At 70.5% G+C, this 26005-nt stretch carries 22 protein-coding genes and 1 tRNA gene; 13 read left to right on the top strand and 10 right to left on the bottom strand.

The features are described from left to right. The first annotated feature begins 4 nt into the window (after positions 1–4). From ACTJI1_RS03940 to ACTJI1_RS03950, 3 genes are all read left to right on the top strand, one after another. Positions 5–562 carry a hypothetical protein gene (locus tag ACTJI1_RS03940; protein ID WP_310130494.1) on the top strand — a complete coding sequence of 186 codons (558 nt, stop codon included), beginning with the start codon at positions 5–7 and terminating at the stop codon, positions 560–562. Between the two features lie 141 nt (positions 563–703). Next, positions 704–4462 (top strand): AAA family ATPase, encoded by a 3759-nt coding sequence (locus ACTJI1_RS03945; protein WP_440741621.1) that lies wholly within the window; start codon positions 704–706, stop codon positions 4460–4462. A 41-nt stretch (positions 4463–4503) separates the two neighbouring features. Beyond that, positions 4504–4704 (top strand): hypothetical protein, encoded by a 201-nt coding sequence (locus tag ACTJI1_RS03950; protein WP_440741622.1) that lies wholly within the window; start codon positions 4504–4506, stop codon positions 4702–4704. A gap of 401 nt (positions 4705–5105) precedes the next feature. Here the strand turns inward: ACTJI1_RS03950 and mscL are convergent, their stop codons facing one another. Genes mscL through ACTJI1_RS03965 form a run of 3 tightly spaced genes read right to left on the bottom strand, consistent with a single transcriptional unit; the run spans position 5106 to position 6547 of the window. Continuing rightward, entirely contained in the window at positions 5106–5543 is a 438-nt protein-coding gene (mscL, locus tag ACTJI1_RS03955) for a large-conductance mechanosensitive channel protein MscL (RefSeq protein ID WP_310130489.1), read from the bottom strand. A gap of 16 nt (positions 5544–5559) precedes the next feature. Then, positions 5560–5907 (bottom strand): FmdB family zinc ribbon protein, encoded by a 348-nt coding sequence (locus ACTJI1_RS03960; protein WP_440741623.1) that lies wholly within the window; start codon positions 5905–5907, stop codon positions 5560–5562. A 55-nt stretch (positions 5908–5962) separates the two neighbouring features. Next, positions 5963–6547, bottom strand: coding sequence for a 5-formyltetrahydrofolate cyclo-ligase (locus ACTJI1_RS03965; protein WP_440741624.1), 585 nt, complete (start codon positions 6545–6547; stop codon positions 5963–5965). A 59-nt stretch (positions 6548–6606) separates the two neighbouring features. Between ACTJI1_RS03965 and galU the strand changes: the two genes are divergently transcribed. The 4 genes from galU (at position 6607) to ACTJI1_RS03985 (ending at position 9623) form a co-directional block, all read left to right on the top strand. Beyond that, on the top strand, positions 6607–7584 hold the full coding sequence (gene galU / locus ACTJI1_RS03970) for a UTP--glucose-1-phosphate uridylyltransferase GalU (RefSeq protein ID WP_310130482.1): 978 nt from the start codon (positions 6607–6609) through the stop codon (positions 7582–7584). A 22-nt stretch (positions 7585–7606) separates the two neighbouring features. Next, positions 7607–8269 (top strand): GNAT family N-acetyltransferase, encoded by a 663-nt coding sequence (locus tag ACTJI1_RS03975; RefSeq protein WP_310130479.1) that lies wholly within the window; start codon positions 7607–7609, stop codon positions 8267–8269. Positions 8270–8376: 107 nt separating this feature from the next. Then, entirely contained in the window at positions 8377–9489 is a 1113-nt protein-coding gene (locus ACTJI1_RS03980; protein ID WP_440741625.1) for a hypothetical protein, read from the top strand. 58 nt (positions 9490–9547) lie between these two features. Then, positions 9548–9623, top strand: a tRNA-Ala gene (locus tag ACTJI1_RS03985). An 83-nt stretch (positions 9624–9706) separates the two neighbouring features. Here ACTJI1_RS03985 and ACTJI1_RS03990 read toward each other — a convergent pair. Beyond that, a complete protein-coding gene (locus ACTJI1_RS03990) occupies positions 9707–10306 on the bottom strand; it encodes a LysE/ArgO family amino acid transporter (protein ID WP_440741626.1) in 600 nt (199 codons plus the stop codon). A gap of 69 nt (positions 10307–10375) precedes the next feature. Here ACTJI1_RS03990 and ACTJI1_RS03995 point away from each other — a divergent pair, with 69 nt between their 5' ends. Next, the gene (locus ACTJI1_RS03995; protein WP_440741627.1) at positions 10376–11323 is read left to right on the top strand and encodes a LysR family transcriptional regulator ArgP; all 948 of its coding nucleotides are present in this window, start codon (positions 10376–10378) and stop codon (positions 11321–11323) included. Here ACTJI1_RS03995 and ACTJI1_RS04000 read toward each other — a convergent pair. Then, complete coding sequence (locus ACTJI1_RS04000; protein ID WP_440741628.1) at positions 11262–14153, bottom strand: aminotransferase; 2892 nt, start codon at positions 14151–14153, stop codon at positions 11262–11264. The two genes, ACTJI1_RS03995 and ACTJI1_RS04000, sit on opposite strands and share 62 nt — an antisense overlap. A gap of 231 nt (positions 14154–14384) precedes the next feature. Here ACTJI1_RS04000 and ACTJI1_RS04005 point away from each other — a divergent pair, with 231 nt between their 5' ends. Beyond that, entirely contained in the window at positions 14385–14801 is a 417-nt protein-coding gene (locus tag ACTJI1_RS04005) for a DUF3054 domain-containing protein (protein ID WP_310130467.1), read from the top strand. Positions 14802–14840: 39 nt separating this feature from the next. On the opposite strand, the gene ACTJI1_RS04010 is transcribed toward ACTJI1_RS04005, so the two are convergent. The 3 genes from ACTJI1_RS04010 to ACTJI1_RS04020 all read right to left on the bottom strand — a co-directional run bounded on the left by ACTJI1_RS04010 (position 14841) and on the right by ACTJI1_RS04020 (position 17983). Further along, positions 14841–15953, bottom strand: a complete 1113-nt coding sequence (locus ACTJI1_RS04010; protein WP_440741629.1) for an aminopeptidase P family protein — start codon at positions 15951–15953, stop codon at positions 14841–14843. A gap of 32 nt (positions 15954–15985) precedes the next feature. Further along, positions 15986–17152 carry an acyl-CoA dehydrogenase family protein gene (locus ACTJI1_RS04015; RefSeq protein WP_440741630.1) on the bottom strand — a complete coding sequence of 389 codons (1167 nt, stop codon included), beginning with the start codon at positions 17150–17152 and terminating at the stop codon, positions 15986–15988. Positions 17153–17227: 75 nt separating this feature from the next. Then, the gene (locus ACTJI1_RS04020; protein ID WP_440741631.1) at positions 17228–17983 is read right to left on the bottom strand and encodes an SDR family NAD(P)-dependent oxidoreductase; all 756 of its coding nucleotides are present in this window, start codon (positions 17981–17983) and stop codon (positions 17228–17230) included. A 58-nt stretch (positions 17984–18041) separates the two neighbouring features. Between ACTJI1_RS04020 and ACTJI1_RS04025 the strand changes: the two genes are divergently transcribed. Continuing rightward, positions 18042–18647, top strand: coding sequence for a TetR/AcrR family transcriptional regulator (locus tag ACTJI1_RS04025; protein ID WP_440741632.1), 606 nt, complete (start codon positions 18042–18044; stop codon positions 18645–18647). Positions 18648–18692: 45 nt separating this feature from the next. Next, the gene (locus ACTJI1_RS04030; protein WP_440741633.1) at positions 18693–19673 is read left to right on the top strand and encodes an aldo/keto reductase; all 981 of its coding nucleotides are present in this window, start codon (positions 18693–18695) and stop codon (positions 19671–19673) included. 57 nt (positions 19674–19730) lie between these two features. Here the strand turns inward: ACTJI1_RS04030 and ACTJI1_RS04035 are convergent, their stop codons facing one another. Together ACTJI1_RS04035 and ACTJI1_RS04040 are read right to left on the bottom strand one after the other, a co-directional pair. Beyond that, on the bottom strand, positions 19731–20621 hold the full coding sequence (locus ACTJI1_RS04035; RefSeq protein WP_440741634.1) for an endonuclease domain-containing protein: 891 nt from the start codon (positions 20619–20621) through the stop codon (positions 19731–19733). A 312-nt stretch (positions 20622–20933) separates the two neighbouring features. Further along, on the bottom strand, positions 20934–22145 hold the full coding sequence (locus tag ACTJI1_RS04040) for an MFS transporter (RefSeq protein WP_440741635.1): 1212 nt from the start codon (positions 22143–22145) through the stop codon (positions 20934–20936). A 263-nt stretch (positions 22146–22408) separates the two neighbouring features. Here ACTJI1_RS04040 and ACTJI1_RS04045 point away from each other — a divergent pair, with 263 nt between their 5' ends. Both ACTJI1_RS04045 and ACTJI1_RS04050 read left to right on the top strand, forming a co-directional pair. Beyond that, complete coding sequence (locus tag ACTJI1_RS04045) at positions 22409–24904, top strand: ribonucleoside-diphosphate reductase subunit alpha (protein ID WP_440741636.1); 2496 nt, start codon at positions 22409–22411, stop codon at positions 24902–24904. A 111-nt stretch (positions 24905–25015) separates the two neighbouring features. After that, the gene (locus tag ACTJI1_RS04050) at positions 25016–26005 is read left to right on the top strand and encodes a ribonucleotide-diphosphate reductase subunit beta (RefSeq protein WP_310130447.1); all 990 of its coding nucleotides are present in this window, start codon (positions 25016–25018) and stop codon (positions 26003–26005) included.

Here is a 26005-nt window from a genome sequence, read left to right on the forward strand (position 1 = left end):
GATGATGTCGTTCCGATCACCGCAGCTTCGCCGCACGGCGCTCCGCCGCACGATCGCCGCGGGAGCCGTCGCCGCCTGCGCGCTCACCGGCCTCACCGCGTGCGACCTGTGGGCGCCCCAGGACACGCTCTACATCGAGTCGGCCATCGTCGGCGCGAGCGCGACGGTCGGCGAGGTCTACGTCGGCAACGCGGTGCTGGTGACCGGCGAGGACGACAGCGCGAACCTCGTGATGACCCTGATCAACCAGAGCCAGACGGATGCGCAGGAGATCACGATCATCCCGACCGGCGGCCAGACCATCCAGGTGTCGATCCCCGCGCGCGCCACCAAGAAGCTCGGCGATCCGCCCTCGGAGACCACGCTCGTCACCGGGCTCGACGCGAAGCCGGGCTCGCTGACCACGGTGTCGGTCACCAGCGGCGGCAACTCGGTCGGATTGCAGGTGCCCGTCGTCACCCAGGCGCTGCAGCCGTACGGGACGCTGACGCCCGTCCCGGTGCCGACCTCGACCTCCACGTCGACGCCGTCGCCGACTCCGTCACCCACGCCGTCGAAGTGAATGCGCCGCTCCGCGGGGAGAGCCGCTTGCGCTGAGCACGCCTCCACGCCGGGACTCGCGCTCACGCATCCCGGCGTGATATTGACACGAAACCCGCGCGATTTCCCGGCGATTCCGCGGAAGTGAACGTAGGGTGTCCGTGTGTGGCGACTGGACAGGAAGACCGACGATGACGACGCGACGTCGGACATCGCAGACGACGACGCCCTGAACCCGCGCACGACGACCTCCCCGCACGCCCTCAGCCTCGGCGACCCGGCCCTCGTGGCCGGCAACATCGCCGAGCCGGTGTGGCGGCGCTGGCGGGAGGAGATCGCGGCGATCGGGGGCGACTCCCCGCTGCTCCACTTCGAGGACAGTCCGCGCACCCGCATCGAGCTGAGCACCACGCATCCCGGCGGCCTGCCGCAGTTCATCACCGGCCAGAGCACGCTGCTGTCGAGCCTCATCCGCGACGAGCTGGCGCTGCGCACCGCACGCGCCGCCGCCAACGCGATCACCCAGAAGGGCATCGAGCTGCGCTCGGTGCGCGGCATCGAGTCGGTGCACCTGGCGATCGGCCTCGCCCAGTGGCGGCACGGCGCCGAGGAGTACTTCGCGCCGATCCTGCTGCGTCCGCTCGCCATCCGCCGCTACGGCCGCGACTTCGAGCTGAAGCTCAAGGGGCAGACGTTCCTCAACCCCGAGCTCGCGCGCGCCCTCAACGAGCAGTTCCAGATCACGCTCGACGCGGACGCGTTCGTGGCGCTCGCCGTGTCCAACGGCGTCTTCAAGCCGCAGCCGGTGATCGACCGGCTGCGCGGACTCACCTCGCACCTGCCGTGGTTCAACGTGCAGCCGCGTCTGGTGGCCTCGTCCTTCGCGGATGTCGCCCCCGCGCTGAGCGAGGAGGCCCGCGACCTCGACACCGTGCTGCTGGATGCGCTGGCCGGCAACCCGACCGCGCGCACCACCGTCGAGGGCGCGTTCAACCCGATGGAGCCCATCCGCCAGGACGAGCGCCCGCCCGCGACCGACACCCTGCTGCTCGACGCCGACGAGACGCAGGAGAACGTGGTCGCCCAGATCGCCGCCGGCAACTCGCTCGTCGTGAAGACCCTCCCGGGCACCGGCGGCACGCAGACGATCGTCAACGCGATCGGCGCCCTGGTGTCGCAGCACAAGCGCGTGCTCGTGGTGAGCCCGCGCCGCTCCAGCCTCGACGACATCGCGCAGCGGCTGACCAAGGCCGGGCTGCCCGGGCTCGCGGTCACCCCGCGCACCCTGCGTCGCGACCTCGTGCAGTCGATCGCCCGCAACGAGAAGGCGACGCAGCCCAAGGTCACGGACGTCGACGAGGCGCTCGTGCGCCTCCGCAAGGTACTCGTCGACTACCGCGCGGCCCTCACCCGCCGCGACCCCGTGCTCCGGGTGTCGGTGCTGGATGCGCTGCGCGAGCTGTCGCGCCTGTCGCTGCTGCCGTCGCCGCCGTCCACCACCGCCCGTCTCGGGCGCCACGCCATCGAGGCGCTCGCACGCGACCGCGACGCGTCCGCCGACGCGCTGATCCGCGCCGCACGGCTGGGCGAGTTCCGCTACGGCCCCAACGACTCGCCCTGGTACGGCGCCTCCTTCACCACCACGGAAGAGGGAAAGGCCGCCCACGAGCTCGCCAAAAAGCTCAACCGCGCCGAGCTGCCGCGCCTGATCGACCGCGCGCAGGCGCTCATCGGCCAGACCCGGATGCGTCCGTTCGCGTCCATCGCCGAGCTGGGCGTGTACCTGCGGCTGCTGCTCGACATCCGCGAGACGCTCGACAAGTTCACTCCGTCGGTGTTCGACCGGTCGCTCACCGAGCTGATCGCGGCCACCGCATCCCGCCGCGAGTCGCCGTCGATGTCGAGCGCGAACCGTCGCCGCCTGCGCAAGCACGCGCTGGAGTACGTGCGCCCGGGCGTCCATGTGACCGACCTCAACGAGAGCCTGCGGCGCATCCAGCAGCAGCGCATCCTGTGGAACCGCTTCGCCGTCGCCGGCGTCGTGCCGGAGGTGCCGGTCGGCATCGCGGACGTGCAGGTCGCCTACCAGCGCGTGGCCGAAGACCTGGCGCGCCTCGACATCCCGCTGCGCCGCACCGGCACCCCGCAGTCGCTCGCCGCGTTGCCGGTGGAGGAGCTGACCCGCCAGGTCGCGGGTCTTGCGGCCGAGTCCGAGGTGCTGGCCAACCTGCAGGAGCGCACCGCCCTGCTCACCCAGCTGCGCGACCTGGAGCTCGACCCGCTGATCTCCGACCTCTCCATCCGCCACGTGCCCGAGAGCCAGGTCAGCGCCGAGTTGGAGCTCGCCTGGTGGCAGTCGGTGCTCGAGTCGCTGCTCGCCTCGGACCGCGCTCTGCTCAGCGCCAACACGGGTGTGCTCGACCGGCTGGAGGCCGACTTCCGGCTGGTGGACGAGGCGCACGCCTCGGCGACGGGCAAGCAGCTCGCGTGGATGCTCGCCGAGACCTGGAAGATCGGCATCGTCGACTGGCCCGACGAGGCGGCCGCGCTGAAGCGCCTGCTGAAGTCGAGCATCCCGACCGCGACCACGCTCAACGAGGCGGCGCCGCACCTGGCGCGCCCGCTCGCGCCGGTGTGGCTGATCTCGCCCTACGAGGTCCCGTCGATCGGCCGCGAGGTCGGCTTCGACGCGGTGCTGCTCGTGGATGCGGGAGCGTCGAGCCTCGCCGAGAACGTCCCCGTCATCCGCCGCGCGAAGCAGGTCGTCGCGTTCGGCGACCCGGTGACGCAGACCCCGTCGCGCTTCGACATCGGCGTGCACGAGTACGGCACGACGGTCGAGGACGTCGACGTGGATGCGCTGCACGCGGACTCCGCGCTCAGCCGGCTCTCCGAGCTGCTCCCGGTGTACACGCTCAGCCGCAGCTACCGCGCGGGCGGCGAAGACCTCGCCGAGCTCGTCAACCGCCGCTTCTACGGCGGCATGATCGACTCCCTCCCGTGGGCGGGGACCTACCTCGGTCACGGCAGCCTCGCGCTGCACTACGTGACCGGCGGCCAGGGCATGCCCGACAGCGACACCGGGGCCGTCGAGTCGACGGACGCCGAGGTCGCCAAGGTGGTCGAGTTGGTGCTCGCGCACGCGACCGAGCGGCCGCGCGAATCCCTCATGGTCATCACCGCGAGCGAACGGCACGCGGTGCGCGTCAACCAGGCGGTGCTGGCGGCGTTCGCCAAGCGGACCGAGCTGGCCGACTTCATCCTGGGCGAGCGCGCGGAGCCGTTCACCGTCGTGACCCTCGACCAGTCGGTCGGCCAGAGCCGCGACCGCGTCATCTTCTCCATCGGCTACGGGCGCACCCCGCACGGACGCCTGCTCTCCAACTTCGGCGCGCTGGCCGAGCCGGGCGGCGACCGCCTGCTCGCGGTCGGGATGACCCGCGGACGCCGCGGCATGGACATCGTCTCGTGCTTCAAGCCGGAGGACATCGACGAGTCCCGGATGCGCCACGGCATCGCCGCGCTCGCGCAGGTGCTGGGGGAGGCCGACCAGATCCAGGCGGCGGCGCCCGAGTACCTCAGCCCGGACGCGGACCCGATGGTGCTCGACCTGGCCAAGCGGCTCGCCCGCCGCGGCCTCGACGTGCAGCTCGGCTACCGCGGGAAGCTCACGCTGGTCGCCTCGCACCAGGGCCGCGCGGTCGTCGTCGAGACGGACCAGGACGTATCGAAGGGCAGCCTTCGCGAGTCGCTGCGGCTGCGCCCGGACGTGCTGCGCCGCCTCGGCTGGCACTACCTCCGCGTGCACAGCTTCGAGCTGTTCGCCGACCCCGACGCGGTCGCCGGCCGCGTCGCGGCGCTCATCGGCAAGGCGGAGCCCGACGCCGAGACCGCGCCGATCACGCTGCCGACGCTGTCGTAGCGGTTGGCTTGCGCGCGGCCGGCCGTTCTAGGCTGGATGCGATGAGCGAGACACCCGGGAGGCGGCGGAACCGTCGCGTGCAACGCCCCGGCGCGCCCGGAACCGACCCGGCGCCCCGCGTCGCCCCGCGCGACGAGCCGGCCGCAGCCGGCGCCGCCGGCGCCGCGCCCGACTCCGACGACGCTCCCGCCTGGGGCTCGAACGACGAGCGCCTCCGCCGCGACGTCCCGCCCCACTGGTAGCGCGCGCCCCGCGACCCCCTCCCGTTTCGCCGAGGTGCACTTGTTGCGCACCTGCACGGCGTGTCGCCCGCATCTACGTGCACCTCAGCGGAGGTGGGCTCCGGCGAGGAGGGCCGGATCGCCGAGGTGCACGTTGTTGTGCACTCGCACGGCGTGTCGAGCGCAATTACGTGCACTTCAGGACAGGTGCGCTCCTGCGGGTGGCGCCAGATCGTCGAGGTGCACGTTGTTGTGCACTCGCACGGCGTGTCGAGCGCAACTACGTGCACTTCGAGGAGGGGGAAGCCCTTGGGAGGGACGGAGCATCCACGAGTGGTGACTTGTTGTCGCAACTCCCGCGGGATTCGCGCAACTACTCACGACTCGTCGCGCGAGGCGCGGCGCGAGGCGCGCGGGAGGCGTCAGGTCAGGGGGTCGGCGTGCTTGCCCGTGGGCTGGGGCGGGGACTGCTGCGCCTGCAGGAGGTCGCGGATCTCGGAGAGGAGGTCGAGCTCCGTGATCGGCTTGTCGGGCTGGACGACGCCCTTCTTGCGCAGGCGCTCGGCGCGCTGCTTGACCTGGTTCAGCGGGTACACGAAGACGAAGTAGACGACGACCGCGACGATCAGGAAGTTGATGATCGCCCCGAGTACGGCGCCGAACTTGATGTCCGACCCGTTGAGGGTCACGACCATCGCGCTGTCCAGGGTGCTCGACTTGAAGAACGCGCCGATGAGGGGATTGATCAGGTTGTTGACGATGGACGTCACGACCGCCGTGAACGCCGCACCGATGACGACCGCGACCGCGAGGTCGATCACGTTGCCGCGGAGGATGAACTCCTTGAATCCTTTGAGCATGACCGGACGGACCCTTCTACGCGGCGGAACCCGACGACGACGTCGACGGGCTCGAGGAGGTGGAGGAGCTGGACGAGGACGAAGCGGACGAGCCGGAGCCCGAGGAAGACGAGCCCGACGAAGACGACCCGGAGGATGACGCCCCAGACGACCCCGAGCCCGACGACGAGTCCGACTTCTTCCCCCCGCCGCGCGAGTCCGTCCGGTAGAACCCGGACCCGTTGAACGTCACGCCGACCGTCCCGAACACCTTCCGCAGCGATCCGCCGCAGTTCGGGCAGACCGTGAGGGCGTCGTCGGTGAAGGCCTGCTGGATGTCGAAGGCGTGGCCGCAGTCGCGGCACGAGTAGGAGTAGGTGGGCATTCTTCTTCCGCTGCGCTTCAGGGTGGAGTCGGGTGGAGCCGGGTGGATCGGCGGCTCAGGTGAACTGGACGATCCGGCTGGGCGTGACCGCGCCGTCCACCGGCTGGTCGTGGCGTTCGCGCGGCACCTCGTCGACGAGCTCGCCGTCGAACAGCACCGCGTACACCGGGGGACATTTTTCCATGCTGCCGAGCGTCTTGTCGAAGTACCCGCGGCCCCAGCCCATCCGCATCCCCGTCGCGTCGACGGCGGCGGCCGGGACGACGATGAGGTCGACGTCGTTGATCGCGATCGGTCCGAGCAGCTCGCCGACCGCCTCCGGGAGCCCGTACAGGCCCTCGGTCTCGGTCTCGCCGTCGCCGGTGGTCCAGTCGAGGAGGCCGTCCTCGCGCGAGATCGGCAGCAGCACGCGCATCCCCTGGGCGTGCGCCCAGTTGAGGAACGGTCGCGTGTCGGGCTCGATCGGGGTGGAGAGGTAGGCGGCGACGGAGCGTGCGGAGAGGTCCGTCGCGAGGTCGACGAGGTTGCGGGTGATCCCGGCTGTCGCCGTCTGTCGCTCGGTCGTGGTGAGGTTCTGCCGGCGCTCGCGGAGCTCCGCGCGCAGGGCGCGCTTGCGATGAGCGGCAGTGTCCGGATCCATACGGCAATCCTAGGAGATGCCATCCTGTGCTCCGCTGAAATGCGGATACTGTAGGCGGCATGGCTAATCACGACCGCGTTACGAAAGCAGTGATCCCGGCAGCCGGCCTCGGTACCCGGTTCCTCCCGGCGACCAAGGCGATGCCCAAGGAGATGCTTCCCGTCGTGGACAAGCCCGCCATCCAGTACGTGGTGGAGGAGGCGGTGGATGCGGGACTGCACGACGTCCTGATGGTCACCGGCCGCAACAAGAACGCCCTCGAGAACCACTTCGACCGCAACGCCGAGCTCGAGGAGACGCTGACCAAGAAGGGCGACACCGAGCGCCTGCAGAAGGTCCTGTACTCGACGGCCCTCGCCGACATGCACTACGTGCGCCAGGGCGACCCGAAGGGTCTCGGCCACGCCGTGCTGCGCGCCAAGATGCACGTCGGCCGCGAGCCCTTCGCCGTGCTGCTCGGCGACGACATCATCGACGCGCGCGACGACCTCCTCAAGCGGATGCTGACCGTCCAGGCCCAGCGGCACGCGACCGTCGTCGCCCTGCTCGAGGTCGACCCCGACTCCATCCACCTCTACGGAGCCGCTGCCGTCGAGGAGACCGACGAGGACGACGTGGTCCGGATCACCGGCCTGGTCGAGAAGCCGGACAAGGAGCACGCGCCCTCCAACTACGCGATCATCGGCCGCTACATCCTGCGCCCGGAGGTCTTCGACGTGCTGGAGCGCACGGAGCCCGGACGCGGCGGCGAGATCCAGCTGACGGATGCGCTGCAGTCGATGGCCGAGGCCCCGGACTGGACCGGCGGCGTCTACGGCGTCGTCTTCCGCGGCCGCCGCTACGACACCGGCGACCGGCTCGACTACATCAAGGCGATCGTGCAGCTCGCCGTCGACCGCGAGGACCTCGGCCCCGAGCTGCGCCCGTGGCTGCGCGACTTCGCGTCCGGCCTGGAGGACGAGCCCGTGGAGATCGTCGAGGAGATGCCGGCCGACCCGACCGGTCCCATCCAGACGCTCTCCGCCCGGGACCTCTGACAGCCGGCCGAAGGAGGAGTACGTGGCGATCGTGGTCCCCACCCTCACCGAGGGCCGCGTGGGCTTGCGCCCCATCCGCTTGCGGGATGCGCGCGCCCTCGAGCGCTCGCTGCTCGACAACCGCGGCTGGCTGCGCCAGTGGGAGGCGACGAGCCCATACTCGCCGGGCTCCTTCGACACGCGGGCGAGCATCCGCTCGCTGCTCGGGAACGCGCGCGCCGGCCACGGCCTCCCGTTCATCGTGGAGTGGGACGGCCAGCTCGCCGGCCAGCTGAACGTGTCGTCGATCGCCTACGGCTCCCTCTCGAGCGCGACCATCGGCTACTGGATCGCGGAGGAGTTCGCCGGCCGCAACATCACGCCGACCGCGGTGGCGCTCGCGACCGACTACTGCTTCTACCAGCTGGGCCTGCACCGGATGGAGATCTGCATCCGGCCCGAGAACGGCCCGAGCCTGCGCGTGGTCGAGAAGCTCGGCTTCCGCTACGAGGGGCTGCGGCGCCGCTACATCCACATCAACGGGGACTGGCGCGACCACTTCTGCTTCGGGCTGGTGTCGGAGGAGCTGACCCAGGGCGTGCTGCGCCGCTGGCTCGACGGCAACGTGCCGGCGGATGCGGCGAGCATCCCGGCCGAGGACCGCGCGGCCGCGGCGATCCCGCTGCCGGTGGCGCGCCATCGCTGAAGCTACCGCTGAAGCCTCCCGCCGCGTCTCCTGAAAGAACTCTGGATCGCGTGACACACCCCTCCGCCTGACCGGGCGCGGGCGGCCGCCGCCCCTACCGTAGAGGCATGAACGGGGATGTGATGGGCGGTGGGGTCGTCGTCGCGCTCGCGGCCGCTCTCTGGCTGGCCTATCTCGTCCCGGTGTGGCTGCGCCGCCGCGAGTACATCGCGACGGAGCGCAACGCGGTGCGGCTGCAGCAGACCCTGCGCATCCTCGCCGAGACCAGCGAGCTGCCGGACGAGGTGCGCATGGAGGCGACCGCACGCACGGTCGCGGAGCAGCAGCGCATCCTGCGCCGCGCCGAGCAGAAGTCCCTCGCTGCGGCACGCGCCGAGGCCGCCGCGCACGCCCGCCGCGAGCAGGCGATCGCGGAGGAGCGCCGCCGCGCGGCCGAGGAGGCCGAACGCGCCGCCGCCGAGGCGATCGCCATGGAGCGCGCCGCCCGGGCGGCAGCCGCCCAGCGGGCCCGCGCGATGGCGAACGCGGCCACCACCATCCCGATGTCTCCCCAGCGCCGCCGACGCGTGCGCCGCGCGCGGGCCATCTGCACCCTCGTGCTCGTCGCCGGGCTGACCGGCCTCGTCAGCGGCGCCGTGGTGCTCTTCGAGACCGGCGCCTGGCTGTTGGCGGTCGCCTCCGCCGGCGCCGTGATGCTCTCCGGCTGGATGCTCGGTCGCCTGGCGCGCCCGCAGCGTCCCGTCGCCTCCGCTCAGCCGCTCGTGCGCACGTCGCCGATCGCGCCCGAGCTGTACGACGACGCCCAGCACGACCTGCCGGTGCAGGAGCGCCTCAAGCAGAGCTGGACGCCGCGCCCGCTGCCGAAGCCGCTGCACCTGTCGCCGGGAACGGTCGCCGCGGCGGCCATGGCCTCGGTGGATGCGGCGGCCGAGCTGCGGCGGGCCGCGGCCCGTGCGGAGTTCGAGCGGAAGGCGGCGGAGGTCGCCCCGCCGGCGCCGCAGCCGGTGCCGTTGCGGGTCGTGGCGGCCGCTCCGGCGGCTGTGGCACCTGTCGGTGTCGCGCCGGTCGCGGTGGCTGGTTCGCCGGTCGCCGCCGCGCCCGTCGCGGTCGCGCCGGAGCCCGTCCCGAGCCGGTACGCGAGCATGGGCGTGCTCGACGACGTGGACACCGGGAGCATGGATCTGGACGCCGTCCTGCGCCGTCGCCGGGCCGCCAGCTGAGCCGTGCTCGATTTCGACTCGGTGCGCGTGGGGTGCTATTGTTTCTAAGCAGTTCCCCGGGGCTATGGCGCAGTTGGTAGCGCGCTTCGTTCGCATCGAAGAGGTCAGGAGTTCGAATCTCCTTAGCTCCACCACCACCGGAAAGGCCGCCCGAATCGGGCGGCCTTTTCGTATGTCCGGCTGTCTGGTTGCTTTCGTCGCGGAGGCGCGAGGCGGCTCAGATCACCAGCAGTACGGCCAGCACCAGCATCAGCACGGCGATGCCGCCGTCGAGGATGCGCCACGCGACCGGTTTGGCGAACACCGGCGCCGCGAAGCGCGCGCCGAAGCCGAGCAGCCCGAACCAGAGCAGGCTGGCGGTCGCGGCGCCCGCGCCGAACACCCAGCGGCCCGGGTCGCCGTGCGACGCGGACAGCGAGCCCAGCAGCAGCACGGTGTCGAGGTACACGTGCGGATTCAGCCACGTGATCGCGAGGCACGTGCCGATGGCCGCGGCGAGCGATCCGGCGACGGCGCCGGAGGCGTTCAGCGATTCGGGTTTGAGCGCACGTCTCGCTGCGAAGACGGCATAGCCGACGAGGAAGGCGAAGCCCGCCCAGCGCACGATCTGGAGGGCGACGGGCGCGTTCTTCACCAGCACGCCGATGCCCGCGACTCCCGCGGCGATGAGCAGCGCGTCGCTGAGCACGCAGATGATCACGACCGGCAGCACGTGCTCGCGCCGCAGCCCTTGACGGAGCACGAACGCGTTCTGGGCGCCGATGGCGACGATGAGGGAGGCGGCCGAGCCGAGGCCGGTGAGGAACGTTGGGAGCACTCCTCGACGCTACGAGTGCCGGTTTCATAAGTACAGCTCAGGTTGCTTACGCAGGATTAGCATGGCTTCATGGCGGACATCGAGCACCTGCGGACTCTGGCCGCTGTCGTGGACGGCGGCACGTTCGAGGCGGCCGCGGCGTCCCTCCACATCACCCCGTCGGCCGTGAGCCAGCGGATCAAGGCGCTCGAGGAGCGCAGCGGGCGCGTGCTGGTGCGCCGGACCCGGCCGGTCGAGGCGACGGAGCCCGGCCGCGCCCTCCTCCGCCTCGCCCGCCAGCTGGTACTGCTGGAAGCCGAGGCCGAGCGCGCCCTCGCCGCGGAGGATGCGGCGCGTGCGACGGCCGTCCCGCTCGTGGTCAACGCCGATTCGCTCGCCACCTGGGTGCTGCCCGCCCTGGCGCGGCTGGACGGGATCGCCTTCGAGGTCGTGCTCGACGACCAGGAGCACACCCTCGACCGGCTGCGTGACGGCACGGCCCTCGCAGCGATCGGTTCGGACTCGGAGCCGGTGCAGGGCTGCATCGCGCGGCCGCTGGGGTCGATGGTCTACCGCGCCGCCGCAAGCCCGAGGTTCGCCGCCCGGTGGTGCCCGGACGGATGGACGCCGCAGGCCGCGGCGGCAGCGCCGATGCTGGTGTTCGACCGCAAGGACGCCCTGCAGCACCGCTACCTGCGCGCGTTCGCCCCGGACGCCCGCCCGCCGCAGCACTTCATCCCGGCGTCGACGCAGTTCGTGGAGGCGGCGGTGCTGGGGCTGGGCTGGGGGATGCTGCCGGACCTGCAGGTCGAGGAGCTGGTGCGGGACGGTGCGCTGGTCGTGCTGGATGCGGAGCGCGTGGAGGAGGTGCCGCTGTTCTGGCACCAGTGGTCGCTGCGGTCGGCCACGGTCGACGCGGTCGCGGCGGCGATCGCGGAGGAGGCGGGGCGGGTGCTGCGCCCTGTCGGCGTGTCCGCTACAGCGTCGCGAGCACCAGGTCGAGGGCGTCCACGAAACGGTCGGCGCTCTCCCGCGTGATGCAGAGCGGCGGCTTGATCTTCAGCACGTTCTTGTAGTCGCCGGTCGGCTGCACGATGCAGCCCTCGGCCAGCATCCGCTCGCACACGACGGCCGCTTCGGCGATCGCCGGAGCCAGCGTCTGGCGGTCGAGCACCAGCTCCATGCCGAGGTAGAGGCCCATGCCGTGGACCGCACCGACGAGTGGATGCCGCTCGCCCAGGCCGCGCAGACGGGCGGCGAGGTGGTCGCCGACCGTTGCCGCGTTCTGCTGCAGTTCTTCGTCGCGCATCACATCCAGCACGGTGAGCCCGACCACCGAGGACACGGGGCTGCCTCCCGCGGACGAGAAGAAGCTTCCCTCGGCGGCGAACGACTCGGCGATCTCGCGCCGCGTGATGACGGCGCCGAGCGGCTGGCCGTTGCCCATCGCCTTGGCGATCGTGATGACGTCCGGCACCACGCCCTGCTGCTCGGAGCCCCAGAAGTAGTGTCCGAGCCGGCCGTAGCCGACCTGCACCTCGTCCGCGATGCAGACGCCGCCCAGAGCGCGGATGCGCTCGTACACCCCGGCCAGGTAGCCGTCGGGCAGCATCAGGCCCCCGGCGTTCCCGAAGACGGGCTCCGCGATGTAGCCGGCTACCTCGATGCCGGCGGCGTCGAGCGCGGCGAGGTCCGCATCCAGGTCGGCCAGGTATGCCGGTCCCGCGTCGGGACCGGTGTGGATGCCGCGCAGGGAGTTGGGTGCGGCGACGAGCTTCACCCAGTCGGGCCGCGTCTCGAGGGCGCGCGGATTGTCGCCCAGGGAGGAGGAGACGGCGTCCGAGGCCATCGTCCACCCGTGGTACGCCTCCGTCACGGCGAGGATGGTGCGCCGGTCGGTGTGGATCTGCGCGAGCCGTAGTGCGAGGTCGACGGCCTCGCTGCCGCTGTTCACCAGGAAGACGGTGTCGAGTCCCTCCGGCGCGATCTCCGCCAGCCGCTCGGTGAAGCGCGACAGCTCGTCGTAGTGGAACCGCGAGTTGGTGTTGAGTTGCGCCCACTGGTCACGCACGGCCTCCACGAGCCGCGGGTGCCCGTGCCCGATCTGCGTGACGTTGTTGACCATGTCGATGTAGGTCTGCGCACGCGTGTCGACGAGGTGGTGGCGCCAGCCGCGCTCGACGAGCGGGGGATGCGCGAAGTAGTGCTCCTGCACCGTCGCGAACGTGGCGTCCCGGCGTGCCAGCGACGCGTCCGGATCGGGCGCCTCGACGGTGAGCTCGATTCCGAACAGTGCGGACGGGTCGGGGGAGACCGCGGCCCACTCGGAGAACGGCAGCGTCGGCGTGACGAACGCGGGCGGACGGTGCCCGCTGAGGGTGCTCAGCTGCGCGGTCAGCCGGATGGCCGTCCCGATCGTGTCGCCGGCGCGCACCGTCGCCGTGGTGAGCGGCCGGGTGAGGCCGTCCAGCCACAGCTCCAGCCCGTCGCCGCGGAGCAGCCAGGAGCCGCCGCTCAGCGACAGCTCGCCGTCGAACGGTGCGATTACGTCGACGCCGGTGGGAGCCTCCAGGGTCACGGCGAGCGCGACCGTGCGGCTCGGGAGGGAACGGTCCGTGGACGCGCGGGTCAGCCGCGCCTCGGCGAAACGGGTGACGGCGTGGCCGTGCTCCCGGCAGATGCGGGCCAGGATGGCGTCCTCGGCGTCCGGCCGGAGCCACGCGCCGGCGTCGAGCTCGCGGGAGGTGACGGAGAGGTCGGCGAGGTTGGCCGCGGTCGTGCTCAGCGAGACGAGCGGTGCGATGGCGGGGCGGCCGGACGCGGCGGGCTGCTGGGCGGCGCTCGAGGCGGCCAGCCGGGCGCGGATCAGCGTCTCGACCTCGTCGGCGTCGAGCCGCCGGGCGACGTCGAACGCCACCCACTCGTGGGCGCGGTTCTCGGCGGCGTAGACGTTGTCTGCCTCCAGGGCCACCTGCTGCTCGCCGCTCACGACCAGGACGGCGCCGCGCAGCACCACCAGCGGCCACAGGGCGGCGAGGTCGCTGTCGTCGAGCGGCGCCTCAGCGTGGAACGCGTCGATCACATCCAGCACCGCCAGCGGCTCGTCGGGCACATGGTGCAGTGCGCTCGTCACCGTGGCGGCGAGCTCGGCGACCAGCCACCCGTCCGAGACGTCGCCGAAGTCGATGACGCCCGGACCTCCGGCGCCGAGGACGATGTTGTCGTCCGTCACGTCGCCGTGCACCGCCTGGACGCGCAGCCGGTCGCGCAGGGGCGCCAGGCGGGCGAGCGCGGCGTCCGTGGCGTCGCGCACGACGCGGCGCTTGGCGGGCTGCTCGACGTGCTCGAGGAGAAGGTCGACCACCTCGCCGCCGATCCGCGCGTCCCACTGGGTCGACCGGTCGAGCCCGGGGTGACGCAGCGTGGAGAGCCCGGCGGCGACGCGTCCGGCGAGGGTTCCGAGGGTCCGTAACTGCTCAGGCGTGGGACGCCCGACGTCGGTGAGCGGGTCGCCGTCGAGGTAGCGGAGGACGCGGGCGAGCAGAGTGATGCCGCGCACGTCGACCTCGACCAGCTCCTGGCCGTCGAGGGTGGCGATCACCTCGGGGATGCGGATGCCGGAGCCGGTCAGCGCCGCGAGCGCCGCGTTCTGCGCCCGCAGTTCGTCGGCGGAGAACACCGGATTGGCGAGCTTGAGCACGTAGCGGGCGTCGCCCGTGTCGACGCGGAAGTTGCGGTCTTGATTGCTGCCCAGCTCGATGATGCGGCCCTGCAATCCGAATCGCTCGGCCGCGATCGCGACGGCGTCGTCGGCCGTCACGTCGGGCCGCGGAAGCGCAGGCTGGGTGAGGAAATCGAAGTTCGGCAAGGGGGCTCCCGGGGGCTGGGCGGCGATCTGACGCCAGTCTATTGACGGGGTTCGACGCCCTGTCGATGAACGTGGGGATCTGTGGACAACCTGCCGCTTGTGGACGGATCGTCCAGGCGATCTGTACGGACGCAGCATCGCGCGATCGCATGCCGCTTGTACGCATAACAGCCAGCATCAGCACGGGTTCCGTCCAGCCAATGCTCGGGCGGCGCCGCGTAGCCTGATGGCGTGAAGCCCTGGAGGACCGCGCTCATCGCCTTCGTCATCGACGTGGCGTTCGTCGTCGTCTTCGTCCTGGTCGGACGCCGGAGCCACGGTGAGGCGAACTCCGCCGCGGGCATCCTCGACACCCTCTGGCCGTTCCTGGTCGGGCTCGTCGTCGGCTGGCTCGTCACGTGGGCCTGGCGCCGCCCGCTGGCGATCGTGTGGCCCGGGGTGCCGGTGTGGCTCATGACGGTGGCGGTCGGGATGCTGATCCGCACGTCCGCGGGCCAGGGCGTGCAGCCGACGTTCATCGCGGTGGCCGCCGTCGTGCTCGGCGTCTTCTTCGTGGGGTGGCGACTCCTCGCCCTGCCGTTCGCGAGGCGCCGGTCGGCTCGACTGGCCGAGCAGGACCGCCGCGCGCACGCGCAGGCGCGGGCCTAGGGGCTGGCGCGGGACGCCCGCGCCTCATCCCGCTCGCCTTCACCCCACGAGGTGCAGCGCGTGGCTCGAATTGTTGAGCCGGTGCGCACCGTCCTCCGTGGCCACCACGATGTCTTCGATGCGGACCCCGAACCGTCCCGGCAGGTAGATCCCGGGCTCGATCGAGAAGCACATCCCCGCCTCGATCGGCCGCTCCTCGCCCTCCACCATGTAGGGCGGTTCGTGCGTCGTCACGCCGATGCCGTGACCGACCCGGTGGATGAAGAACTCGCCGTAGCCCGCATCCCGGATCACGGCACGCGCGGCCCGGTCGACCTCCTGGCACGGGACGCCGACGGCGACGGCCTCGAACGCCGCCTGCTGCGCCTGGCGCACGATGTCGAAGACCTCGTGCTCCTCGTCGCTCGGCTCGCCGACGTGGACGGTGCGCGTGGTGTCCGAGCCGTACCCGTCGAGCAGGCCGCCGAAGTCGAGCACCACCATGTCGCCCTCGGCGATGGTGCGCCCATCGGGCTCGTGGTGCGGATCGGCGCCGTTCGGACCCGACGCGACGATCGTGAAGTCGACCTGCTGGTGGCCGTGCTCGCGGAGCAGCCGGTCGAGGTCGGCCGCGAGCTGGAGTTCGGTCCGCCCCGCGAACGGCAGCCCCAGCACGTCCTCGAACGTCGCGTCGGCCGCCGCGCCGGCGGCGGCGAGCCGGTCGACCTCGTCCGCGCCCTTGACGGCCCGCAGCATCGGCAGCGCGTGCGAGATGGCCTCGAACCGCGCCTGCGGCAGCTTCTGCTGGAGCGCGAGGAGGTGCATCGCCCACGTTGCGTCGGAGATCGCGTAGCGGCCGTCGGCACGGAGGAGTCCGGCCGCAGGTACGTACTCGTCCTCGCCGTCGGACCAGTCCACGATCCGGATCGCCTCGGCGGCGCGCGTCTGCGCTGCTCCACCGTGCTCCAGGGCGGGGACCAGCATGGCCGGCTCGCCTTCGGCGGGGACGACCAGCAGCGTGATGCGTTCGGTCGTCGCGACGGGGAGGTAGTCGGCGAAGTACGCCAGGTCGGGACCGGGCGCGACGATCAGCCCGTCGAACCCCGCCGCGGCCGCCTGCCTCGCTCCGCGCTCGAGCCGCTCGGCGAAGTGCCGGGCCGTGATCTCCTTCATCGTGCCTCCTCGTCTTCGGTGCCCGCTGGGCGTTACTCCTCGATCGGCCCCAGCCAGGCGTTCGCCACCGTGTTGTGCGCCGACTCCGCGTCGGACGGGTGGAACATGCCGGCGAGCACATCCCGGTACAACCGGCCGAGCTCGTTGCCGGAGAAGAAGGTGGACCCTCCGGAGACGCGGATCGCCTGATCCACGACGCGACGCGCGGTCTCCGTGGCGCGGATCTTGAGGCCGACGAGCTTCGGGAACCACAGGCGGCCGTGGTCGGCGCGCTCGTCGACGTCGCGCGCGAGCGCATCCAGCTGGGGGAGGAGCGCATCCTGGTCGATCGCCGCCTCGGCCACGCGCCAGCGGATGTCCGGATCGTTCGCGTAGCTGCGTCCGTCGTTCTTCAGGCTCGTCCGCCGGTGCGCCGACGCGACCGCCAGCTCCAGCGCCCTGGCACCGATGCCGGTGTAGACCGCGGCGAGGAGGATCTCGAAGTTCGCGAAGATCGCGAACACGAGCGGATCGGGGTTGGGGCCGGGATCGAGCCGGCGCACGACGCGGTCGGCGGCGGCGGGTGCGCCGTCGAGCACCGTCGTGTTGCTCTGGGTCGCGCGCATCCCGAGCGTGTCCCAGTCCTCGCGGATCTCGAACCCGCCGCCGGTGCGCTCGATGAAGCCGTACACGATCTTGGGCGCATCCGGGCTGGTGGTGTCCAGTCCCATGGTGCCCAGCCGCGTCCACGCCGGGGAGAGGGAGGTGAAGATCTTGCGGCCGTGGAAGCGGTACGAGCCGTCGGGTTGCGGACGTGCCTCGGTCGTCGAGCCGAACAGCACGAGATCGTTGCCCGCTTCGCTCAGGCCGAAGGCGAAGACCTCGCCGGCGCCGGCCTCGCGGAGCACGAACTCGAGCGAGTCGTCGCCGCGGTCGCGCAGCGTCTTGGCGATGCCGGTCCACACCAGGTGCATGTTCACCGCGAGGGCCGTCGCGGGCGCGGCTCCCGCCAGCCGCACCTGCAGCCGGGCGGTCTGCTCCAGGCTCAGCCCGAGGCCGCCGAACTCGACGGGAACGAGCGCGCGCAGGTAGCCGCCGTCGGCGAGCTCGGCGAAGTCCTCCGTGAAGAAACGGTTGTCGCGGTCGTAGCCGTCGGCGCGCTGCCGGATGCGTTCCAGCAGCTCGTCGGTGAGGGGGTCAGGGGTGTCGTGCTCGGTCACGCTCCTCAGAGTAAGGGAGCGTGACCGGGCGCGGCAGGACGCTGCGAAATCTGTGGAGAACGCAGCCGTTGTGGATTACTGAGCGGTGTATCCGCCGTCCACGAGGTGGTAGCTGCCGGTGATGAAGCTGGCAGCGTCGGAGGCGAGGAAGGCGACGAGCGCGGCGACCTCCTCGGGCTCCCCGAGACGACCCAGGGCGTGCTTGCCCTCGAGGAAGGCCAGGGCGTCGGTGTCGAGGTTCGCGGCCACCAGCGGGGTGCGGATGAAGCCGGGGCCGACGGCGACGACGCGGACGTTCTTGCCGGCGTACTCCAGCGCGGCGTTCTGGGTGAGTCCCAGCAGCGCGTGCTTGGCGGTGACGTAGGCGGACGAGTTGGCGAAGCCGACACTCCCGAGGATGGACGCCATGTTGACGATCGCACCGCCGCCGTTGCCGGCGATGGCGTCGAGCTGCGGCTGCATCCCGTAGAAGACGGCGTTGAGGTTGACCTCGATGACCTTGCGCCACGAGTCGATCGGGTAGTCCCCGACCGGAGCCGAGGCGCCGCCGATGCCGGCGTTGTTGACGGCGATGCGCAGCGGGGCCAGCTCGTTCGCGGCGGCGACGCTGGCCGTGGCGAACTCCGGGTCGGTCACGTCGCCCGCGAGGGCCTTCGCGGTTCCGCCCGCCGCTTCGATCTCGGCCACGACGGCCTGCGCGTGCTCCTCGTTCAGATCGGTGACGAGGACGGAAGCGCCGCTCGCCGCCAGGGTGAGCGCGATGGCGCGGCCGATGCCCGAGCCGCCTCCGGTCACGATCGCGGACCGGTCGGCGACGTCGTACTGAGCCATGGAAAATCTCCCTTCGTAATCCGACATCTGTCGGATAACTCCATTGTACGATCGTCCGGTGGATGCGCGCCAGCAGAAGACCCTCGCCCGGCTCAGCGCCGCCGTGCTCGACCTGGCGACGCGCGGACCCGTCACCGAGGTGACCGTGTCGGCGCTCGCCGCCGCCGCAGGCGTGCACCGCTCGACGGTGTACGAATACGCCTCGTCGCCGGCCGATCTGCTCGAGAAGGTGCTGCGCAGCGAGCTCGACGACCTGCGGACGGAGTACCTGGTCGGGATCGAGCCCTCCGACGCGGCGGCCGCGGTCACCGACGTGACCCGGGCGGTGCTGCACCACGTCGATTCGCATGACGCGGTCTATCGGAGAGGCCTCGGCGCGGAGAGCGGTACGGCGAGCCTCCACCGGATGCTCAGCGAGCACTTCCAGGGATCCGTCGAGCTGCTCCTGGAGCAGCACAGCTTCACGGTGCCGGCGGACGACGACACCGACCGCCACGCGATCGCGCGATTCATCGCCGACGGCACGATCGGCGCGATCGACGTCTGGCTGACCCGGCCGCGCCCGCGCGACGTGGATGCGTTCCTCGCCCTGGTCGGACGGCTCACGCCGGCCTGGTGGCCGGGGACCGGGGCGGGCGCCGGGACGGGCGCGGGCGCTCGCTGAGGGCGGTCCCCTGGTCGCCCACGGGCCAGCGCCTAATGTGTAGACATGGAACAGCGCATCCTCGGTGGGACCGGACGTGAGGTGTCGGTCGTCGGACTCGGAACCTGGCAGCTCGGAGCGGACTGGGGCGACGTCTCCGAAGACGACGCCCTCGGCGTGCTGGAGGCGGCCGCCGAATCCGGGGTCACCTTCTTCGACACGGCCGACGTCTACGGCGACGGGCGCAGCGAGCAGATCATCGGGCGGTTCGTGACCGCGCATCCCGAGCTCCCGCTCACCGTGGCCACCAAGATGGGGCGCCGCGAGGCACAGGACCCGGTCAACTTCACGCTCGCGAAGTTCCGTGAGTGGACGGACCGCTCCCGCCGCAACCTCGGCGTCGACCGGCTCGACCTCGTGCAGCTGCACTGCCCGCCCACGCCCGTGTTCTCCACGGAGGCGGTCTACGACGCGCTCGACACGCTGGTCGAGGACGGCGCGATCGAGAACTACGGCGTCAGCGTCGAGACGGTGGATGAGGCGCTCGCCGCGATCGCGCATCCCGGCACGGCGACGGTGCAGATCATCCTGAACGCCTTCCGCCTGAAGCCGCTCGACCGCGTGCTGCCCGCCGCCCGCGAGGCGGGAGTCGGGATCATCGCGCGCGTGCCGCTGGCCTCCGGCCTGCTCAGCGGCCGCTACACGGAGCAGACGACGTTCGCGGCCGACGACCACCGCTCGTACAACCGCCACGGCGAGGCGTTCGATGTGGGCGAGACCTTCTCGGGCGTGGACTTCGAGGAGGGTGTGAAGGCGGCGCGCGAGTTCGCGGAGCTGGTGCCCGACGGGGCGACGCCCGCGCAGGCGGCGATCGCGTGGATCATCGCCCAGGACGGCGTCACGACGGTCATCCCGGGCGCCCGCTCGCCCGAGCAGGCGCGCGCGAACGCGGCCGCCGCGTCCGTCCGCCTGCCCGACGGCTTCGACGCCGCGGTGCACCGCATCTACGACGACCACTTCCGCGCCTCCGTCCACCCCCGCTGGTAGCCCGCCTCAACCGTCGAGTGGTGACTAGATGTCGCAATTCGCCGCGGATTCGCGCATCTAGTCACGAGTCGTCGCCAATGCGTGCATGACGCGAGCGATCAGCGGGCCGGGGGAGGCGAGGTCGGCGGCTGTCACGCGGATGACGCGCCAGCCGAGGTCCTCGAGGCGCCCCTGACGCCGGATGTCCTTGTGCCACTGGTCCGCATCCACGCGGTGGTGATCGCCCTCGTACTCGAGGACGAGACGCTGATCGGGATACGCGAGGTCCACCCGGGCGACGAAGCCGCCATCGCGCGCATGGATCCGGTAGTTGAGCTCGGGAGGGGCGATCCCGGCGTCGTGGAGGAGAACGCGGAGGGCGCTCTCGGCCGGCGACTCCGCCCCCTGCCGTATGAGAGGGAGTGCGAGGCGCGCAGCGGCGATTCCACGGCGACCGTGCGCGGAATCCACAGCCGCCTGCAGTTTTTCCGTCGTGGTGAGTGAGGCGCCGAGGAGGTAGTCGGCCGCTGCGATGAGCCGGTCGCGCGGAAGCGCAGGGGCGAGCTCGAGCCAGGTCTGAGCCGGCGTGGAGAGCGGCAGTGCGCGATGAATGGTTCTCTCGGGCGTCGTCGCGACGTGACCGACGACGCCGGCGATCTGGGGCGCACGCGCGGTGGACGGGACGGTGACGTGGATGCGCTCCTCGCCTTCGAGATGCCGGGGGAGCGGTATCCCCCAGAGCCGGGCGGCCGTGAGGTGGCTGAACCACATGTCGGTTCGGCGGTGCAGAAGAAGCGCACGGCACCGCGTCGTCAGGTCGCCGTTCGCCGGCATCCGGACGCCGCGCACCGGTCGCGCGAGGTCCGGCCCGCGGAGACGCCCCGCCCCGACACCGCTTCGTGCGGCATCGACGACGCGGAACGGCGCGCTGGACAACTCGCGCGGAAGCGGAACGGAATGACGACCCATCCCTCCACTCTGGCGCCTCCGCCGCTTCCGCCCAGAAAGTTATCCACAGCCAGGGATCGAGTCGTGAGTCGATGCGCCAATTCGGGGCCAGTTGCGACATCTTGTCACGACTCGTGGCGCCCCGCGCTCGCGGAGAATGCGGAGGAACGAGTCGTGAGTTGATGCGCCAATTCGGTGCGAGTGGCGACACTTGGTCACCACTCGTCGCGCCGCTGGCGCGTCGGCGATTTCGGAGCGTGACGAGTCGTGAGTTGATGCGCGAAATCGGGGCGAGTTGCGACATGTAGTCACGACTCGCGCGGGAGCGGCGCGCTACGACGGCTGGACGGGGACGGGCTCCGTGTCGGGGATGGGGGACGCGTCGCGGCCGCGGAGGTCGGGGTGCACTCGGTGGGCGAGCGCCGGGACGGCGAAGCCGACCAGCGCGAACGCACCCGCGATCCAGAACGCGCCGACCGCGCCGACGCCGTCGATGAGGAAGCCGGCGAGGGCGGAGCCGAGGGCCGCGCCGATGAGCTGGCCGGTGCCGACCCAGCCGTAGGCCTCCGCGGTGTCGGAGAACTTCACGCTCGCGGAGACGATCGCGAACAGCACGGCGAGGGCGGGCGCGATGCCGAGTCCCGCGATCAGGAGGGTCAGTGACAGCCCCCACCACGACCACAGCATGAAGGTGGAGAGCACGATTCCGATGAAGACGATCAGCATGCGGCGCGCGGTCGCCCAGGGGCCGATCGGGACGTGGCCGAAGGCCAGGCCGCCGACCAGCGAGCCGAGCGACCAGATCGCGAGCACGATGCCCGCGAGCGGCGAGCCCTCGCCGAACGTCGCGACGACGCCCGCCTCGACCGCCGAGCACGAGCCGATCAGCAGGAAGCCCACGACGGTCGCGAGGAGCACCGGCGGACGCGCCAGCACCGTCCCGAAGCGCCGCTTGCTGCGCGGGATGCGCACCCGCCCGACCTCGGGCGACGCGATGAACCAGAAGCCGCCCGCGAGCATGATCGCCACCGACATGAGGATGCCCTCGGTGGTCCCGATCTGGGTGGAGACGAAGGTGATCGCGACGGGCCCGGCGATCCAGATGATCTCCTGCGCGGACGCGTCGAGCGAGAAGAGCGGCGTGAGCTGCCGCGAGTTGACCATCTTCGGGTAGATGGTGCGCACCGCGGGCTGGATGGGCGGCATGCTGAGCCCCGCGAAGAACGCCACGGCCATCGTCAGCGGGATCGGCATGACGACGAGGCCGATCACCGCGACCGCCGCCGAGCAGAAGAGGAGCGTCGTCCACAGCACCACGCGCATCCCGAGCACGCCCATCAGGCGGCTGGTCATCGGACCGGCGATCGCCTGCCCGATGCTCATCGCGCCGAGCACCAGGCCGGCGGCGCCGTACGAGTCGTGGATGCGCTCGATGTGGAGCAGGAAGGCGAGCGACAGCATCCCGAACGGGAAGCGCGCGGTGAGCTGAGCCGCGATGATCCGGGCGACGCCGGGCGTCTTCAGAAGGCTCGAGTAGCTGCTCACAATCGTCCACACTATCGGTCCGGATGCGCGTGAACGAGGTGTCCACACGGGCGCCATCCCCCCTTCGCGGGGTGTGGAAACTGTGCATAACTTCTCCCCATCTGTGGACGACACGCCCACTAGATGTGGGGGAGTGGAAATGTCGGACCCCCGCTATATAGTGGTCGAGCACACAGAGCCGGTCAGCCTTCCCGGGATGGGAGAGGGCACGGTTCCGCGGGGATTTCAGCCGCCGCAGGCGGCATATCGAAGAGGGAGAGACAGTGGCAATCACAGTCGTCAAGCGCAACGGCGAGCGCGAGCCGTACGACGCCAACAAGATCAACCTGGCCATCGAGAACGCGGCCCAGGGACTGGACGAGAACATCACGTGGGTGACGCAGATCGCGAGCGAGCTCGAGCTCACGCTGTTCGACGGCATCACGACGCAGCAGCTCGACGAGGCGGTCATCCAGGTCGCCCTCCAGAACGTCAAGGACGACCCCGCGTTCGACACCGTCGCCGCACGCCTCCTCCTCAAGACGATCTACAAGCGCGTGCTCGGCGACTACCAGAGCCACGACGAGCTGGTCGAGCTGCACGCCTCCCGCTTCCGCTCCTACATCGAGCGCGGCGTGGCCGAGACCCTCCTCGACGGCCGCTTCACCACCGCGTTCGACCTCGACCGCCTCGCCGGCTACCTGGACCCCTCCCGCGACGAGCTGCTCAAGTACATCGGCGTCGTCACGCTCAACAACCGCTACGGCATCAAGGCCCGCAACGGCGACTCGCTCGAGGTGCCCCAGTTCTTCTGGATGCGCATCGCGATGGGCCTCTCCCTCAACGAGGCCGACCCCACCAGCCACGCCATCGCGTTCTACGACAAGATGTCGAAGCTCGAGTACCTCGCGGCCGGCTCCACCCTCGTCAACGCGGGCACCGCGTACCCGCAGCTCTCCAACTGCTTCGTCATGGAGATGCAGGACGACATCGAGCACATCGCAAAGAGCGTGCGCGACGTCATGTGGCTGACCAAGGGCACCGGCGGCATCGGCCTCTCGGTCACCAAGCTGCGCGCCCAGGGCTCGCCCATCCGCTCGAACAACACGACCTCCACCGGTCCGATCCCGTTCATGCACACGATCGACTCGGTGCTGCGCGCGGTCAGCCGCGGCGGCAAGAAGTTCGGCGCCCTCTGCTTCTACATGGAGAACTGGCACATGGACTTCCCGGAGTTCCTGGACCTCCGCCAGAACTCCGGCGACCCCTACCGCCGCACCCGCACCGCCAACACCGCGGTCTGGATCAGCGACGAGTTCATGAAGCGCGTCCAGAACGACGAGGACTGGTACCTCTTCGACCCGCTGGAGGTCGCCGACCTCAACGAGCTGTACGGCAACGCCTTCTCGGAGCGCTACGCCCACTACGTCGCCGAGGCCGAGGCAGGCAACCTCAAGATGTTCAAGAAGATCAGCGCCCGCGCGCAGTTCAAGGACATCCTGATGAGCCTCCAGACCACCAGCCACCCGTGGCTGACCTGGAAGGACACGATCAACAACCGTGCCCTCAACAACAACACGGGCACCATCCACCTCTCCAACCTGTGCACCGAGATCACGCTGCCGCAGGACCGCGACAACGTCTCGGTCTGCAACCTCGCGTCGATCAACCTGTCGCGCCACCTGGTCGACGGGCGGATGGACTGGGAGCGCATCGAGGCCAGCGCCCGCCAGGCGGTGCGCCAGCTCGACAACCTCATCGACATCACGGTGTCGAGCGTTCCGGAGGCGGACTACTCGAACCAGCAGAACCGCGCGATCGGCCTGGGCGTCATGGGCTTCACCGACGTGGTCGAGAAGCTGGGCCTCAGCTACGAGAGCGAAGAGGCGTACGCCCTGATCGACGAGATCATGGAGCACGTCTCGTACGCGGCGATCGACGAGAGCGCCGACCTGGCGCAGGAGCGCGGTGCGTACCCGAACTTCGAGGGATCGCGCTGGTCGCAGGGCCTGGTGCCCTACGACTCGATCGCGCTGACCGAGGCCGACCGCGGCACGCCGATCACGGTGGACCGCACCATCCGCCTCGACTGGGACCGCCTCCGCGAGAAGGTCAAGGGCGGCATGCGCAACGCGACGCTCATGGCCATCGCGCCGACCGCGTCCATCGGCCTCGTCGCCGGCACCACGCCGGGCTTCGACCCGCAGTTCTCGCAGATCTTCAGCCGGTCCACCTCGTCGGGCAAGTTCCTCGAGGTCAACCGCAACCTGGTCGAGACGCTGCAGGAGCGCGGCATCTGGCAGGACGTCCGCGAGGCGATCCTGCGCTCGCAGGGCGACATCCAGAACATCGCGGAGATCCCGGACGAGGTGAAGGCCACGTTCAAGACGAGCTTCCAGCTCTCGCCGTACGCCTTCATCGAGGTCGCGGCCCGCGCCCAGAAGTGGATCGACCAGGCGATCAGCCGCAACATGTACCTCGAGACGCGCGACCTCGGCGACATGATGGACATCTACTACGCCGCGTGGGAGAAGGGCGTCAAGACGACGTACTACCTCCACATGAAGCCGCGTCACCAGGCCGAGCAGTCGACGGTCAAGGTCAACAAGGCCGAGGAGATCAGCGGAGGCCGCAAGGGCTTCGCCTCCGTCGGCGCCGGCGCGCCGGCTCCCGCCGCGGCTCCGGCCGTCACCGAGACCGCGCCCGCCGCAGCACCCGCCCGCCGTGGCTTCGGCTTCGGCGGACTGACCTCCTCCTCCTCCGCAGGGGGTGACAACTGATGAGCACCACCACCCGCGTCGAGGACTACTACGTGCCGGTCGACCCGATGGACGACCTGCAGTGCGAGTCCTGCCAGTAATCCGGCTGTAAGCAACGAGGAGAGAAACACCATGGGGATTCTGGGCACCGGAATCGAAGAAGGCCTTCTGCTGAAGCCCGTCAAGTACCAGTGGGCGATGGACCTGTATGACCAGGCCGTGGCGAACACCTGGTTCCCGAACGAGATCCAGCTCGGCGAGGACATCGCCGACTTCAAGCGGATGACGGACGAGGAGCGCCACGCGGTCACGTTCCTGATGAGCTACTTCAACCCGAACGAGCTGCTCGTCAACAAGGCGCTGGCCTTCGGCGTCTACCCCTACATCAACGCGGCCGAGGCGCACCTCTACCTCGCCAAGCAGATGTGGGAGGAGGCGAACCACTGCATGTCGTTCGAGTACGTCCTGGAGACGTTTCCGATCGACCGCGAGCAGGCCTACAACTCCCACGTCGACGTCCCGTCGATGGCGAAGAAGGAGGAGTTCGAGGTCCGCTTCATCAAGCGGATGACCGAGCAGGCCCTCGACATCACCACGACCGAGGGCAAGCAGGACTTCATCCGCAACCTGGTGGCGTACAACGTCATCCTCGAGGGGATCTGGTTCTACTCGGGCTTCATGGTGGCGCTGTCGTTCCGCCAGCGGAACCTGCTGCGCAACTTCGGCTCGCTGATCGACTGGGTGGTGCGCGACGAGTCGCTGCACCTCAAGTTCGGCATCAACCTCATCCTCACGGTGCTGGAGGAGAACCCCGACCTGCAGACGCCGGAGTTCGCCAACGAGATCCGCCAGATGATCCTCGACGCCGTCGAGATGGAGGAGCAGTACAACCGCGACCTCCTGCCGGGCGGCATCCTGGGCCTGAACGCGAACTACATCAACCAGTACGTGCGATACCTGGCCGACCGCCGTCTGGAGGAGCTGGGCTTCGAGGCCGAGTACAAGGTCTCCAACCCGGCGAAGTGGATGGCGACGGCCAACGACACGCTCGAGCTCGTGAACTTCTTCGAGTCCACGAACACCTCGTACGAGTCGAACGCCAAGGCGTCCACCGGACGCTGA

Source organism: Leifsonia sp. 22587, from assembly GCF_052044215.1.
In the GTDB taxonomy this organism is placed as follows: domain Bacteria; phylum Actinomycetota; class Actinomycetes; order Actinomycetales; family Microbacteriaceae; genus Leifsonia; species Leifsonia shinshuensis_C.